Source organism: Arthrobacter sp. ov407 (assembly GCF_900102895.1).
GTDB lineage: Bacteria > Actinomycetota > Actinomycetes > Actinomycetales > Micrococcaceae > Arthrobacter.
This window is the reverse complement of the sequence record NZ_FNGD01000011.1, coordinates 128364-142671: the sequence shown is the minus strand read 5'-3', so window position 1 is coordinate 142671 and position 14308 is coordinate 128364. Positions and strand designations below refer to the sequence as shown.

At 68.6% G+C, this 14308-nt stretch carries 11 protein-coding genes and 1 riboswitch; of the genes, 7 read left to right on the top strand and 4 right to left on the bottom strand.

Annotation, left to right across the window (positions count from 1 at the left end; all coding sequences use genetic code 11):
* Window positions 1-156: 156 nt before the first annotated feature.
* Window positions 157-1020 (bottom strand): winged helix-turn-helix domain-containing protein, encoded by an 864-nt coding sequence (locus BLS42_RS15030; RefSeq protein ID WP_090582522.1) that lies wholly within the window; start codon window positions 1018-1020, stop codon window positions 157-159.
* Between the two features lie 543 nt (window positions 1021-1563).
* Window positions 1564-2457 (bottom strand): hypothetical protein, encoded by an 894-nt coding sequence (locus tag BLS42_RS20310; RefSeq protein WP_256336494.1) that lies wholly within the window; start codon window positions 2455-2457, stop codon window positions 1564-1566.
* Window positions 2458-2697: 240 nt separating this feature from the next.
* Here BLS42_RS20310 and BLS42_RS15020 point away from each other — a divergent pair, with 240 nt between their 5' ends.
* From BLS42_RS15020 to BLS42_RS15005, 4 genes are all read left to right on the top strand, one after another.
* Window positions 2698-3438, top strand: a complete 741-nt coding sequence (locus BLS42_RS15020; RefSeq protein ID WP_090582518.1) for a response regulator transcription factor — start codon at window positions 2698-2700, stop codon at window positions 3436-3438.
* 3 nt (window positions 3439-3441) lie between these two features.
* Window positions 3442-5109 (top strand): sensor histidine kinase, encoded by a 1668-nt coding sequence (locus tag BLS42_RS15015; RefSeq protein WP_256336493.1) that lies wholly within the window; start codon window positions 3442-3444, stop codon window positions 5107-5109.
* A gap of 171 nt (window positions 5110-5280) precedes the next feature.
* Window positions 5281-5438, top strand: a riboswitch (cyclic di-AMP (ydaO/yuaA leader).
* 1 nt (window position 5439) lies between these two features.
* Window positions 5440-6252, top strand: coding sequence for an aggregation-promoting factor C-terminal-like domain-containing protein (locus BLS42_RS20035; RefSeq protein ID WP_143019213.1), 813 nt, complete (start codon window positions 5440-5442; stop codon window positions 6250-6252).
* Window positions 6253-6598: 346 nt separating this feature from the next.
* Window positions 6599-7132, top strand: coding sequence for a DUF427 domain-containing protein (locus BLS42_RS15005; RefSeq protein WP_090582516.1), 534 nt, complete (start codon window positions 6599-6601; stop codon window positions 7130-7132).
* 108 nt (window positions 7133-7240) lie between these two features.
* Here the strand turns inward: BLS42_RS15005 and BLS42_RS15000 are convergent, their stop codons facing one another.
* Complete coding sequence (locus tag BLS42_RS15000) at window positions 7241-7543, bottom strand: antibiotic biosynthesis monooxygenase family protein (RefSeq protein ID WP_090582586.1); 303 nt, start codon at window positions 7541-7543, stop codon at window positions 7241-7243.
* A 208-nt stretch (window positions 7544-7751) separates the two neighbouring features.
* Between BLS42_RS15000 and BLS42_RS14995 the strand changes: the two genes are divergently transcribed.
* The 3 genes from BLS42_RS14995 to BLS42_RS14985 are packed head-to-tail and all read left to right on the top strand — an operon-like array spanning window position 7752 to window position 13372.
* On the top strand, window positions 7752-9203 hold the full coding sequence (locus BLS42_RS14995; protein ID WP_256336492.1) for a bifunctional glycosyltransferase family 2/GtrA family protein: 1452 nt from the start codon (window positions 7752-7754) through the stop codon (window positions 9201-9203).
* Window positions 9200-11269 carry a glycosyltransferase family 39 protein gene (locus BLS42_RS14990; RefSeq protein WP_090582514.1) on the top strand — a complete coding sequence of 690 codons (2070 nt, stop codon included), beginning with the start codon at window positions 9200-9202 and terminating at the stop codon, window positions 11267-11269. Before BLS42_RS14995 ends, BLS42_RS14990 begins: the two co-directional genes overlap by 4 nt.
* A 6-nt stretch (window positions 11270-11275) precedes the next feature.
* Entirely contained in the window at window positions 11276-13372 is a 2097-nt protein-coding gene (locus tag BLS42_RS14985; RefSeq protein WP_090582512.1) for an ArnT family glycosyltransferase, read from the top strand.
* 79 nt (window positions 13373-13451) lie between these two features.
* Here BLS42_RS14985 and BLS42_RS14980 read toward each other — a convergent pair whose 3' ends face one another.
* Window positions 13452-14132, bottom strand: a complete 681-nt coding sequence (locus BLS42_RS14980) for an HAD-IA family hydrolase (protein WP_090582510.1) — start codon at window positions 14130-14132, stop codon at window positions 13452-13454.
* Window positions 14133-14308: the final 176 nt, after the last annotated feature.

The window sequence follows — 14308 nt, the reverse complement described above, 5'->3', positions numbered from 1 at the left end:
GTCGGCCGGAAGCGAAGCGGTTTTCCGCGTAGTGCCGCATCGCCGACTGAGGAACGAAGGAGGTGTCTAAGGCACGGCGGAAAGTCGCTGAAGCTTCAGGAAACGCAGAAGCGCCCGCCCCAATGAGAGGGACGGACGCTTTGCGTGGGCTAGAAGCTAGATCGAGTATTCCGGAGCGGCCCACACCACTACTTCGGGGTGCTCGTAGAAGCGGTAGCCCTGGCCGCGCACGGTGCGCACGGTGTTGGCGAGGCGGCCGAGCTTAGAGCGCAGGCGGCGGATGTGGACGTCGATGGTCCGCTCGTTCGGGACCTCTTCGGCGTTCCGCCACAGGCCTTCGAGGAGCTCGTCGCGGCCCACGGTGCGGGTGCCGTTCTCGACGAGGTAGTTCAGGAGCTCGAACTCCTTGAATGTCAGGTTCAGGGATTCGCCGTCGAGGTGCACCTCACGGCGGGCGAGGTCGATCAGCACTCCGGAGGGCCGCGGATCCTGCGGCTGCTGGAGGCGCGCGGCCTCGGTGCGCTGGCGGGCCCCCGCGGTAGGGTCACCGAAGGTCGAGCGGACGACGTCGAGGGCGGAACCCGGGGCGCTGGCCGGCGCGACGGCGACGGCGGCATAGCTTTCGGCGCCGGCAACCAGCGACTGTGCGTAGGCCCGGATTTCCTGGGCCAGCTTGGCGATGGACGTGCCGGCCGCGGCCGCGGTTTCCTCGTCGATCCCCATGTAGAGCACGAAGCCGCGGGCCACGTTGTCGCTGGGGGCCGGACGGATCGGGCCGCCTGCACCGGGGGCAATCACGGGGGTGGGCGCCGTGGCGGGGGCGGGCGGAACGGCACGGAGCTGGCCGTAGGAGTCAGGGTTGTAGCCCTGTGCTGCATATCCGGGGGCGGGGAAGCTGCCGGCGGATCCGGCGGGTGCGAACGCGGTGCGGCCGCCAAAGCCCTGGCGGATCCCGGAGGCCTGGCCGGCCTTGCCGGCGTTACGGACGGAGATGTGGACGTATCCGGATGCAACTGACATGGAATGCTTACCTCAATGTGAATGGCCGTCATCGCGGCTCGAATGCTTCTTTCCCCGCAATGAAATTGGGGAGGGGCGCCCGACTCTGGGCTGGGGGGCGAATGCCTAGAAACTCTTAGGGGTGTATGAGTTAGGCGTGCATTCGACAACAGCGCATCTCGGTACCAGCGGGTGTGCTGATCCAGGAAGCTGCGGCTGCAGGTGCTGTTGAGTTCTTGTTCACAATTGAAGTGTGCAACGTAACAATGTAAACGTGCAAGTAACAATGGACCGCAGGTTCCACATAGTGAGACAAATCCGGGAATTGTAGTGCAAGTCACAATTCTGCGACTGCAATAAAATAACAAGTGTTTTTCCGACCGAACAGTCAGGATGTGGCATTTCCCGAATATTGTTCGGCTCCTCGTGCGGTGCGACGACAATCATTCGTAGCATCGCAAATAGGCAAAACCGTACCTTTCCGCAGCTTCCTGCCCATACGGTCCACGGAGTGGGCAGCCGCCGTTGCCCACTGGCCCGGCGGCAACGGCGGCTGCCGTGGGGTCAGTTGGACTGGCCGGTGGCGGTCGCCGCCACAACCATGACCGACGACGCCGTGTAGCCGGAACCGTCCTTGACCGCCACGATCCGCACCGTCCCGCCCGCGAAGACGTCCGCCACGCTCAGCTGGGTGCCCGTACCGCCGGCCTGCTGGCGCCGCTGTTGCAGATTACTCACCACCACATCGGCGCCCAACGCATAGCTGCGCGTGAACCCATCACTGCTCTTGACCGTGACGGAGGACGAACTGACCTCGCTTGCTGTGCCCAACTGCTCGGCCACGGTGGTGTATTCGCTTCCTTGCAGCGTCACGTATTCGGCATGCACTGCCGCGGACAGCCCGCCGCCCAGCCCACCGGCAGCGAAGTCGCCGGGACCGCCCTGCCCCGACATGCCGCCTCCGGCGAATCCGCCCTGCGCAGAACCTGGCATGCCGGGGGCGATGCCCTGGCCGCCGGCCGCGCCGCCCGCCCCACCGGCGGCCGTGCCGGCAGCACCGGTGGCGACCGCCGAACTTGAGGTAAGGGCATAGACCCCCACCCCGGCGCCGACTGCGAGGACAGCTGCGGCCCCGGCGACGGCGAGCCCCCGCGTGAGGGTCCAGGGCTTTGCCGCCGAGCCCGTCTTGGCGGCGGTTCCCGGCGCGCCCCAGCCTGATGCGGCCGCAGGCGCCGGAGCCTCCTGCTGGGGCATGCCCCAGGCCGGGGCCGATGCCGGGGGCGCGCCCCAACCGGAGGCAGCGCCGGCTGCCGGCTGCCCGGCGTCGTGGTGTCCGGCGCCATTTTGCCCGGTCGCATAAGGCGTAGTCACGGGGGCGGGCGCCGCTGTTGCCGCTGTCACGCGGGGGGCTGATTCGGGGGCTGGTCCGGAACCTGCTCCGGGCTGCTGACCGCTCATGGTGTTTCTCCTTAGGGTGCGGATCGGTGTTCACCCCAGAGTGCTGAGCGATCCTGTGCCTCGGCTGTGCGGGCCGACAGCCGGGCCTGTGACGTTCGGGCAGGACGGGAAAGCCGGGTTGGACGTTGCCGCAGCAGCCTTCCGGCCCCGGAAGGGCATCCAGCTCGCTAGGCTGGGATTCACAGGTGCCGCACAGGGTCCCCAAAGCCCCGCCTAACCGGCAGATCGGAAAGTTGTCCCATGGCCACTTCGCACTCCATGACTAACAACCTTCCCCAGCTCACGCATCCGGACGGCTCGCCCATCCGCGCGCTGGTGGTGGACGACGAGCCCAGCCTCTCCGAGCTCATGAGCATGGGCCTGCGGATGGCGGGATGGTCCGTGGCCGTGGCCGAAGACGGGCCCGGAGCCGTCCGGCTTGCCAAGGATTTCCGCCCCGACGTGCTGGTGCTGGACGTGATGCTGCCCGGGTTCGACGGCGTCGAGCTGCTGAACAGGATCCGCGCGTTCGCGCCGGAGGTGCCGGCGCTGTTCCTCACGGCCAAGGATGCCGTCCAGGACCGCATCACCGGTCTGGCGGCCGGCGGCGACGACTATGTCACGAAGCCGTTCAGCATGGAAGAGGTCCTGCTGCGCCTGCACCGGCTGGTCCAGCGCTCCGGAGTGGCCGCCATGGACACCGCCGAACTGGTGGTGGGAGACCTTGTGCTCAATGTCGACACCCGCGAAGTCGCCAGGGCCGGTGAGGAGCTGCATCTGACCGCCACACAGTTTGAGCTGCTGCGCTACCTCATGGAAAACCCCAAACGGGTCATCAGCAAGGCCCAGATCCTGGACCGCGTCTGGGACTATGACTTCGGCGGGCAGGCGAACATCGTGGAACTGTACATTTCCTACCTCCGCAAGAAGGTCGACGCCAACCACGCTCCCATGATCCACACGGTGCGCGGAGCCGGCTACGTCCTGAAGCCGGCGGACTGATCCGTGCCCACGCTTTCTGGCCTGACCCGCGTCCCCGGACGCGACTGGCGCAACCCCTCCACGTGGCATTTGCGCACCCGGCTGGTCCTCGTCGCCATGGCACTGCTCGTGGCCATCTGCGGCGCCGTGGGACTGTTCAGCTATGCCGCCATGAACGTGTTCCTGACCCGGCAGCTCGATGACCAGCTCAGCAATGCTTCCCGCCGCGCGGTCGATTTCGGCCGGCCCGGCAACTCCGGCGGCCGCCGCGATCCCCTCCAAGCCCGTGGGCAGGGCATCGGGATGCTTAATGCCCGGTTGGAGGATGGCTCGGTCAGCAGCGCCGGCTTCCTGGCCGGGGACGCCACCCTCAAGAGACTCTCCCCCGACGACAACGCAGTCCTCCTGGCGCTCACTCCGACCGCTATGCCCGTGGACCGGACCCTCTCGGCCGGCGCGTACCGGCTCACGGCCGTGCGTGCACCTTACGGCGACGTGATTGTCACCGGGCTTCCGCTGGCCGAAAAGGAAAGCACCCTAGCCTCGCTCGTCTGGACCATGGTGGTGGTCTCCACGGGCGGACTCGTGCTGATCGGGCTCGCCGGCACGGCCCTGATCCGGCGGACCATGCAGCCGCTGGAACAGCTCTCCGAGGTCGCCACCCAGGTCTCCCGCCTCCCGCTGGACGCCGGCGAGGTGGCACTCGGGGTACGCGTCCCGGCGTCGGCCGCCCACCAAGGAACAGAGGTGGGCAGCGTGGGCTACGCGCTGAACAAGATGCTGGACAACGTCTCCAACGCCCTCGAGGCGCGGCAGGAGAGTGAAATGAAGGTGCGGCAGTTCGTCGCCGATGCCTCGCACGAACTCCGTACTCCGCTCACCGCCATCCGCGGCTACACGGAGCTGATGCGGATGACCGAACATTTCACTCCCGATGGCGAGAGGTCCCTCGCCCGCGTGCAAAGCCAGTCCGAACGGATGACCACCCTCGTGGAGGACCTGCTTCTGCTGGCACGCCTGGACGAGGGGCAGCCGCTCAAGATCACTGACGTCGACCTCACCCAGTTGGCCATCGAGACGGTAAGCGATGAGAAAGTCATGGCCCCGGACCGCATCTGGCAGCTGGAACTTTCGGAGGAGCCCGTGGTGGTGCGCGGTGACGCGACTCAGCTCCACCAGGTCCTCGCCAACCTCCTGTCCAATGCACGCAAGCACACGGGCCCGGGGACCACGGTGGTCACGGGCGTCATGCGCTCGGCTGACGGCAGCGCCGTGGTCACCGTGACGGACAATGGCAGCGGCATCGCTCCGGAATTCGTCGGCCGGGTCTTCGCCCGTTTCGCACGGGCCGACGCAGCGCGCACCAATCCCGCGGCTAACTCAACCGTCGCGACGGCGTGGGCCCGGTCCGGGGCCGCCGGACCCTCGTCTTCCGGCGCTGCTGTCGGTACTGCTTCCGGTACTGCTTCCGGCGCCTCCGGCACTGCTTCCGGCGCCCCTGGCGCACTAACCGGAGGCAACCACGGTCAGGGCACGGCAACTGCCGCGCCGACCTCCGAGGGCACGAGCGGGTTGGGCTTGTCCATTGTCCAGTCGATCGTGGAGGCCCACGGAGGAACCGTCGAAGTCACGTCCCGCCCGGGCCGCACGGAGTTCGCGGTGCGGCTGCCCGCGGCGCCGCCGTCGGCGTAGCCGGCCTCAGTATTCCCCGGCACGGCCGTCCGGGGAACCCAGCACAAGCCGACACCCCGACGCTGTGACTCCTGTTACCAAAATGTGACTTCAGCGCCTGCGTCCTGTAGCGTCGTAGGAGTGCGCCGCCATCGGTGCCGCATATCCGGACGGACGCCAAACTCTGCCGCTTCCCGGATTCCGCTGGACCAGGCAGAGGCGGGGGACCCAGTGTTCCCGGGCATTCTGCATTCATGCGCCCTCGGGGTGAAGCCGACACGTGATTTTCCGTGCGGCCGGATGACCTCATCCGAACCCGACAGCTAACTCCGCCGGCGTTGAGAGGCCACCATGACTGATTTCCAGGTACAAACGCGCCCTGACGGCGATTCGCATTCCCGCTCCACCAAGTCGCGCCACCGCGCCGAACCAGCCACGCAGGCATCCGCCTTGTCCAGGCTGGCCACCGGCCTCGGCATCACCGGCCGCCGCGCCGCCGTCATCACCACCGCCTGCGCCTTGCTGGTGGGGGGCGGCGCCGCCAGCCAGGCAGCAGAGCCGGGCGCCCACACGGCCAACCTTGCGAGCCAGACCGCCACCAGCGCCGACCCGCTGGCCAAGCTCAACTTCGACCGAGTCCTGGTCGCAGCGGCCACTGCTCCGGCGAACAACAGCGTGGTAGCCCAGGCCTCGGAGGTTAAGGCCGCCAAAGCACCGGCCGCGCCGGCTCACGCTCCCGCACCGGCAAAGGCTCCCGCAGCCGCTCCCGCGCCGGCAAAGGCCCCTGCTCGCGCAGCCGTTGCTGCCCACGCGCCGGCAAAGGCCCCTGCTCCCGCAGCCGCGCCGGTCGCAATTGACGACCCCGCCGGCGCCCAGGCCTACGCCGCGGCCCAGCTGGGCAGCTATGGCTGGGCACCCGGCCAGATGCAGTGCTTGCACAAGCTCTGGACCAAGGAATCGGACTGGAAGACGACTGCCACCAACGCCAGCAGCGGCGCCTACGGCGTGGTCCAGTCCCTGCCCGCCTCGAAGATGGCGAGCGCCGGCGCCGATTACAGGACCAACTACCGGACCCAGATCAACTGGGGTCTGAACTACGTCAAGGAACGCTACGGCTCCCCCTGCGGCGCCCTGAACTTCCATATCGCACACAACTGGTACTAAACCGGCACTAGTCGGCCCCACACAGAAGGCCCCGGATCCCCATGGATCCGGGGTCTTCTGCGCGTGACTGTTAATCGGGAATGGCGGTTTTTAATCGGGAATGGCGGTTTTTCACAGCTCCGTTTGGCGGTTTTCGAACCGTTGGCCTGTGGATTTGATCGCTGTTTGGCGGCGTTCTGTGATCGCTTGGTGTCGCCGCAGCGGTCGCCGGGTCGACGAGACGCCTCGTATCCCTAGGGTTATGAGATGCTGCGGTCGGCTTCGTACCTTTACACCCGTTCTGTGCCGACCGAGACCTCGCCCGGCGTTCACGGTGGCATCCAGCGGAAGATGGCAGCATGGGGACATGACTCCTGCTCAAGGTTTTTCCGGCTTCTTCCGGCGCCCCCAGCCCATCAAACCCAAGGCCGGTCAAGAATCGGTGTGGGACTATCCGCGGCCGCCAAGGGTCGAGCCGCGATCGGAACGGGTTATTGTGCGGCTTGGCGGGCAGGTGATTGCCGACACCACCGATGCAGTGCGCGTCCTGGAGACGAGTCATCCGCCTGTCTACTACTTGCCATTGGACTCATTCCCTGCCGGTGTACTCGTCCCGGTTGAGGGCACCAGCTTCTGCGAGTTCAAGGGAGAAGCGCACTACTTTGACGTCGTTGCAGGCGGAGTCGTCGTTACCCGCGGCGGGTGGACCTACCCGAAACCCGCCGGGGGTTGGGGTTTCGAGTCGCTCAGTACCCGGGTGGCCCTCTACCCGAGGCACATGGACTCCTGCGAGGTCAACGGCGAGCAGGTGACCTTCCAAGATGGTGACTTCTACGGCGGTTGGATCACCCCGCAAATCGTTGGTCCGTTCAAGGGTGGCCCGGTCACGGCCGGATGGTGAGCACATCGCTCTTGCGAGCCGGCAAGACTTGCCCCTGACTTGGCGTCTGGCTGCTCCGTAAATGGTTCCCCTTCCGGGACGACGGCCGCCGGCCAGCCTACGGGCTCTCTACCGAGGAGCCGAGCTCACGAGCTTGTAGTGTTCGACCAGGGGAAACGGCTCGTAGAACCTGTGCAGTAGCTCCCGCCACTGCTGGTACTGCGGGGAACCCCTGAAACCAACGGTGTGGTCCTCCAAACTCTCCCACTGCACGAGGAGCAAGTACGTGCTGGGAGTTTCGATCGAACGCGAGAGCGACAACGAGACAAAGCCAGGCATCGACGCAATAACCAACCGAGCGCGATCGAACGCTGCCTCAAAATCTTCTTCCTGGCCGGAAATGACGGGAAGCAGCGCGTGTTCGGTAATCATTGAGCAAGTCTCGCAGATTCCCGCAGATCGTTCCCTAAAACGGAACGGCAAAACCGCCATTTCCAGCTGCGATTTAACCGCCATTCCGGGCCAACAGTCACACCTTCTGTGCGTATCCAGGGTCGCCCAGCCGGACTGGCCGGACTTCCACAGCCCCCGCACAGCTTGACCCTAAAGCCCTCATATGGGCCGCCGGGAAAGTTGAGACATGACATTCACAGACCAGGCCACAGGAACCCTGCCCCGCTCCGCGGCGACGCCGGCCGGCCCGGCAGCACCCCCGGACCCGTCCGAACTTGCACCGTCCGGGTTTGCCCTGGCCGGCGCAGCCGACCCGGGCCCGTTCGCCGGGCCGATGGCCGGCCCCGGCGGCCGGCGCTCAGCAATCGACACGCATGCCAGCACACCCCTGCTGGACGTCACCATCCCGGTCTTCAACGAGGAACGGGACCTCGAAGCGTGCCTGCGCCGGCTCCATGCCTATCTTCTCGGCGCCTTCCCGCACTCCTTCCGGATCACCGTGGCGGACAACGCCAGCACCGACGGAACGCTCAAGGCGGCGGAACGCGTGGCCCGCGAACTGCGCGAAGTGAGGGTGGTCCATATGGCCGACAAGGGCCGCGGAAACGCGCTTCGCAGCGTGTGGCTGGCTTCGCCGTCGCCGGTCCTGGCGTACATGGACGTCGATCTTTCCACTGATCTGTCGGCCTTGGGACCCCTCCTTGCCCCGCTCATTTCGGGGCACTCCGACCTGGCGATCGGGACGCGGCTGACCCGCAACTCGCGTGTGGTCCGCGGACCCAAGCGGGAATTCATCTCGCGCGGCTACAACTTCCTGCTGCAGTCCCTTATGGGCGCCCACTTCAGTGACGCCCAGTGCGGTTTCAAGGCGATCCGGGCGGACGTGGCCCGGCAACTGCTCCCCCATACGCTGGACGACGCCTGGTTCTTCGACACCGAGCTGCTGGTGCTGGCAGAAAAGTGCGGCCTGCGCGTCCACGAAGTGCCGGTGGACTGGACCGACGACCCGGATTCCAGCGTGGACATCGTCCAGACTGCCCTCGCGGACTTGCGCGGCATGGCCCGGTTGAGCCGGGACCTGGTCTCGGGCCGGATCCCGGTTCCCGACCTGCGCGCCGCCCTGGCCCGCGGACCGCTGCCGGCCGCCTCACGGGCCCAGGAACAAAGCCCCGGCGGAAGCCTCTTCGGGCAACTCGTCCGCTTCGGCAGCATCGGGGTGGCCTCCACCCTGGCATACCTGGCGATTTTCCTGCTCTGCCGCGGGATCATGGACCCGCAGCTGGCAAATTTCCTCGCGTTGCTTACCACCGCAGTGGCCAACACGGCGGCCAACCGACGCTTCACGTTCGGCATCCAAGGCAGCAGCCAGGCGGCACGCCACCACTTCGAGGGACTGCTGGTCTTCGGTATCGGGCTGGCCCTGACCTCGGGCGCCCTCGCCCTGGTTCACGCCGCGTCGGGAACGGCACCGGACCGCTGGCTTGAACTGCTCACGGTCACCGCCGCCAACCTGGCCGCCACGGCCGTGAAATTCCTGCTCTTCCGGCTGGTGGTCTTCCGCCACAGGCCCAGCGACCCTGTTCCGGCGCCCGGCGCCCCCGACGCTCCCTTCCCCGCACAGAAGAGGCCAAGTAAATGACGGCAACCATCAGCCCCGCCGCCGAAGCCCAGTCCGCTTCACCCGCCGGCAGCCCGCCGGCCGGCCCGGTACCTGGGGACGCCGCGACGGCGCCCCACCCGCCCGCAACGCATCCTCCCGTGACCCAGGGCCGCCGGGACCGGCTGCTGTTCGGACCGCAGCCCCGCTGGGTGCGGCCCTCCGCGGCGCTGCTGCTGGTGGTCACCGCCGCGTTATACCTGTGGAACCTGGAGGCCACCGGCTACGCCAACTCCTTCTACGCCGCGGCGATCCAGGCCGGGACCAAGGACTGGACCGCGCTACTCTTCGGTTCCCTCGACGCCGGCAATGCCATCACGGTGGACAAACCGCCGGCAGCCCTCTGGATTCCCGCCCTCGCGGGACGGATCTTCGGCTTCTCGGCACTGAGCGTGCTCATTCCCCAGGCGCTCATGGGAATGGCCGCCGTCGGGCTCCTCTACCTGACAGTCAAGCGGGTGTCCGGACCGGCTGCGGGCCTGCTCGCCGGCGGCGCCCTGGCGCTGACGCCGGTGGCCGCCCTAATGTTTCGGTTCAACAACCCGGACGCGATGCTCACCCTGTGCCTGGTGCTGGCCGCCTACCTCACCACGCGCGCCATCGAGAAGGCCGGCTGGAAGTGGCTCGCCGCGGCCGGCGCGGTGATCGGTCTGGCCTTCCTGACCAAGATGCTGCAGGGCTTCCTGATCGTTCCCGGGTTGGCCCTGGCCTACCTGTGGGCGGCGCCGACCACGCTTGGCCGCCGGCTCCTGCACCTGCTGGCCGCCGCCGCCGGGATTGCGGCAGTGGCCGGAAGCTACCTTGTGCTGTTCCAACTGACCCCCATCTCGGTCCGTCCGTACATGGCAGGCTCGGAGACCAACAGCTTCCTGGAACTCACGTTCGGCTACAACGGCCTGGGCCGGATCACCGGGTCCGGCGGGGGCATGCCGGGCGGTGGGGGCATATCCGTCGGAGGCAACTTGGGCGGGAACGCCGGCGGCCCGGGCGGCAACGGAAACGTACGCTTCGGCGGCACGGCCGGGATCACACGGATGTTCGGGACCAGTTTCGGCGGCGAGGTGTCCTGGCTGCTGCCGGCGGCCCTGATCCTGCTGGCCGCCGGGCTGTGGTTCACCCGGCGCGAGTTCCGGGCCTCAAAAACCCGTGCGGCGCTCCTGCTGTGGGGCGGCTGGCTCATCATCACGGCCGGAATATTCAGCTTTATGAGCGGCACCGTGCATCCGTACTATGCCGTGGCCCTGGCCCCCGCGATCGCGGCCCTGGCGGGCATCGGCTCCGTGGAACTGTGGCGGGGCCGGGCCTACTGGCCGGCGCGGGTTGTTCTAGCCGTTACAGTTCTGGCCACCTCGGCCTGGTCCGCCGTGCTCCTGGGCCGCGATCCGGCCTGGCTTCCCGGGCTCCGGGTGATCACAGTGGTCCTGGGTGTGCTCGCCGCCGCCGCATTGCTCCTGCGGGCGGACAGCATGGCAGCGTTGCCGGCGCGGTTCCGCAAGGCCGCCACGGCGGGCGTCGTGATCCTCGCGCTGCTCGCCGGCGGCCTGGGGAGCACCGCCTGGACGCTGGCGACCGTGGCCCAGCCGCATTCGGGTTCGATCCCCACGTCCGGTCCCACCGCGTCCGCGATGGGCGGCGGTTTCGGGGCAGCAGGCCGGGCCGGCAGTCGCGGTGCTGACGGCAGAACCGGCGGCGCGGCCGATGGGGGCCCCGGCGGGGAAACCTCCTCGGCGGAGCTGACCGCGCTGCTGAAGTCCTCCGGCGCCAAGTGGTCCGCGATTGTCTCCGGGGCCACCCAGGCCGCGAGCCTGGAACTCGCCACCGGCACCAGCGTGATCGCACTCGGCGGCTGGAACGGCGGCGACCCCTACCCGACGCTCGCACAGTTCCAGGCGATGGTGGACCGCGGCGAGATCGGCTACTTCATCTCCGGCGGAATGGGCGGCATGGGCGGGGGCCGCGGGGGCAACTCCGAGGTCGCCACCTGGGTCGCGGCCAACTTCCAGGCCCAGACCGTGGGCAACGCCACCGTCTACAAGTTGGGAGCATAGGCCGCCATGACGGACACCCTGAGCCCCCGCCCCGACACAGCCCCGGCGGCGCCGGCCCGCCCGCCAGCCCCGCCGCAGCCGCAAGTCCCGGAACCTCGTCGGCGTCTGGAGCCCCCGGCTGCCGGCGGCACGCGCGCCGTCCCTGACGCCCGGCCGCTGCGGCGGCGGCTGGAACTCGCGGCCCTGGTGCTGGCCACGGCCTTGCTGTACCTGTGGAACCTCGGCGCCTCCGGCTGGGCGAACGCTTTCTACTCCGCGGCCGCCCAGGCGGGGTCCCAGGATTGGGCGGCCTGGTTCTTTGGCTCTTCCGACGCCGCCAACGCCATTACCGTGGACAAGCCTCCGGCGTCCCTGTGGGTGATGGGGCTGTCGGTGCGGATCTTTGGGCTGAGCTCCTGGAGCGTCCTCGTGCCGCAGGCGCTCATGGGGGTCGGCACGGTCTGGCTCCTCTATCTGGCCGTCCGCCGGGCCGCGGCCCCCGCCACGGCCGATCCCCGCCTGGCCCACCGCGCGGGGCTCCTGGCCGGCGCGGTCATGGCGCTGACACCGGTGGCCGTGCTGATGTTCCGGTTCAACAACCCCGACGCCCTGCTGGTGCTGTTGATGACCGCGGCCGCCTACGCCGTGTTGCGTTCCATCCAGGATGCGCGCCTGCGCTGGCTGCTGTTCGCCGGGGTGGTCCTGGGCTTCGGGTTCCTCACCAAACAGCTGCAGGTCCTGCTGGTGGTCCCCGGTTTCGCCGTGGCCTACCTGGTCGCGGCGCCGGCCACGGCAGGCAGGCGGATCCTTCACCTGCTCGCCGCAGGCGCGGCGATGGCCGTCGCGGCCGGGTGGTGGCTGGCCGCCGTCGAACTCATTCCCGCGGCGAACCGCCCATACATCGGCGGCTCGCAGAACAACTCCATCCTGGAGCTGACCCTCGGCTACAACGGCCTGGGCCGGCTGAACGGCGACGAAACCGGGAGTGTGGGCGGCAGCAACGGCTGGGGCACACCCGGGCTGTTCCGGCTCTTCAACAGCGAGTTCGGCGGCCAGATCGCCTGGCTGGTGCCTTCGGTGCTGCTGCTCGGGGCAGGGCTGCTCTGGCTGGGCCGCCGCGCGCCGCGCACCGACGCCGTACGGGCCGCAGTGATCATCTGGGGCTCCTGGGTCGCCGTCACCGGCCTGACGTTCAGCTTCATGGCCGGGATCATCCACCCCTACTACATGGTGGCGCTGGCTCCCGGGATCGCCGGTCTCGCCGGGCTCGGCGGAGTCCTGCTCTGGCAGCGGCGGGACCAGCCCGTGGCGGCCGCCGTCCTGGCCGTGGCGATCGTGGCGGCCGGTGCCATGGCCGCCGAACTCCTTGTCCGCACCGCTGCGTACCTGCCGTGGCTGCGCTGGATGGCGCTGCTGGGCTCCCTCGCCGCCGCCGCCCTGGTGCTGGCCGCCGCGGCGCTGGGATTCAAGGGGTCCGGGCTCAAGGGGGTCGCGGGAGTCAGGGGACCGGGGATGAAGGCGTCCGGGATCATGGCGCGGACGACGGCGACGCTCGCCGTCGTCGCCGCCCTCGCCGGACCGCTGGCGTACTCGCTGTCCACCGCGTCCACGGCGCACAGCGGCTCGATTGTCAGTGCCGGGCCGGCCGTGTCCGGCCGGGGCGGGGCCGGGCTGCCGCCGTCCCTCGGCGGTGCAACAGTCGGTGGCCCAGGCACAGGCAATGGCGGCGCTGGCCGCGGCCCGGGTGCGGGCGGGGCGGGCGGAATGGGCGGCCTGCTGGGGGAGAGCACGCCGTCGGCGGCCCTCGTGACCGCGCTGCAGACAGACTCCGGCCCCTACACGTGGGCTGCCGCCGTCGTCGGGTCCAACAACGCCGCCGGCTACCAGCTGGCAACACGGCTCCCCGTGATGGCTGTGGGCGGGTTCAACGGCACGGATCCTGCGCCGACCCTGGCACAGTTCCAGCAATACGTGGCCGACGGCAAGATCCACTACTTCATCGCCGGCCGCATGATGCAGGGCGAAAGCGGATCCAACGATGCCGCACAGATTGCCGCGTGGGTGCAGGACAATTTCACCGCCCGGACCGTGGGCGGGACCAGCGTGTACCTGCTGGCAGGCTAGGCGGGCGGGAGGTTAAGCGGGCGGGAGACTAGGCGGGCGGGCGGGGCCAGGCCTCGGCAAGGCCGGGGCCCAGATGGGCCTAGAACGTGAAGGACAGGGTGCGCAGGCCGGCGCCGGTGACGTGCGTGGTCACGGAGACCCCGGAGTAGTCGGGAATGTGGAGGACACCGTCCGGGAGTTCGCCGGCGTTGGGCCCTACCGCCACGGTCCGGATGCCGGCCGCGATTCCCGCGGCGATGCCCGCCGGGGCGTCCTCGAATATCACGGCGTCGGACGGGGCCACACCCAGCAGGGAGGCCGCCAGGAGGTATCCCTCAGGGTGGGGTTTGCCTTGGCTGACGTCCTCGGACGTGACCGAGACGGCCGGGACGCGGATCCCCGCAGCTGCCATCCGGACCTCGGCCAGATCCCGGCAAGCGCTCGTCACCAGCGCTACGGCATCCGGCGGCAGGCTCGCCAGCAGCTCCAGCGCGCCTGGCACCGGGACAATGCCGCGGGTCTCGGCCAGCTCCATCCGTCCCAGCTCGGCCGCGAGGGCTTGGACGTCGGCACCAGCCGGGGCAAACCTGCGGACCGTGTCCATGGCCTGGACCCCATGGGAGGAGCGCAGGATTTCGCCGATATCCAGGCCGTAGCGCCCGGCAAACGTGGTCCATACCTGCTCCACGATGCTGGTGGAATCCACCAGTGTGCCGTCCATGTCGAAGAGGACGGCGCGGGCGGTCAGAGTGGTCGTGCTGGAATGGGAGGGAAAGCTCATGCCTCCATCCTTCCCCATGGTCCGGGGCGGGCTGCGCTTTGTTTCCGCTTTGGCACTGGTCAGGGCCACGATGGTCGACTGGGTGATGGCCGCGAGGGTCCAGCTGGGCCGTCGGACTGGCGGTTTGTGAGAAAAGCCCGCAAGCTGGGGAGGGAGTAATGAGGGGTGCGAACGCA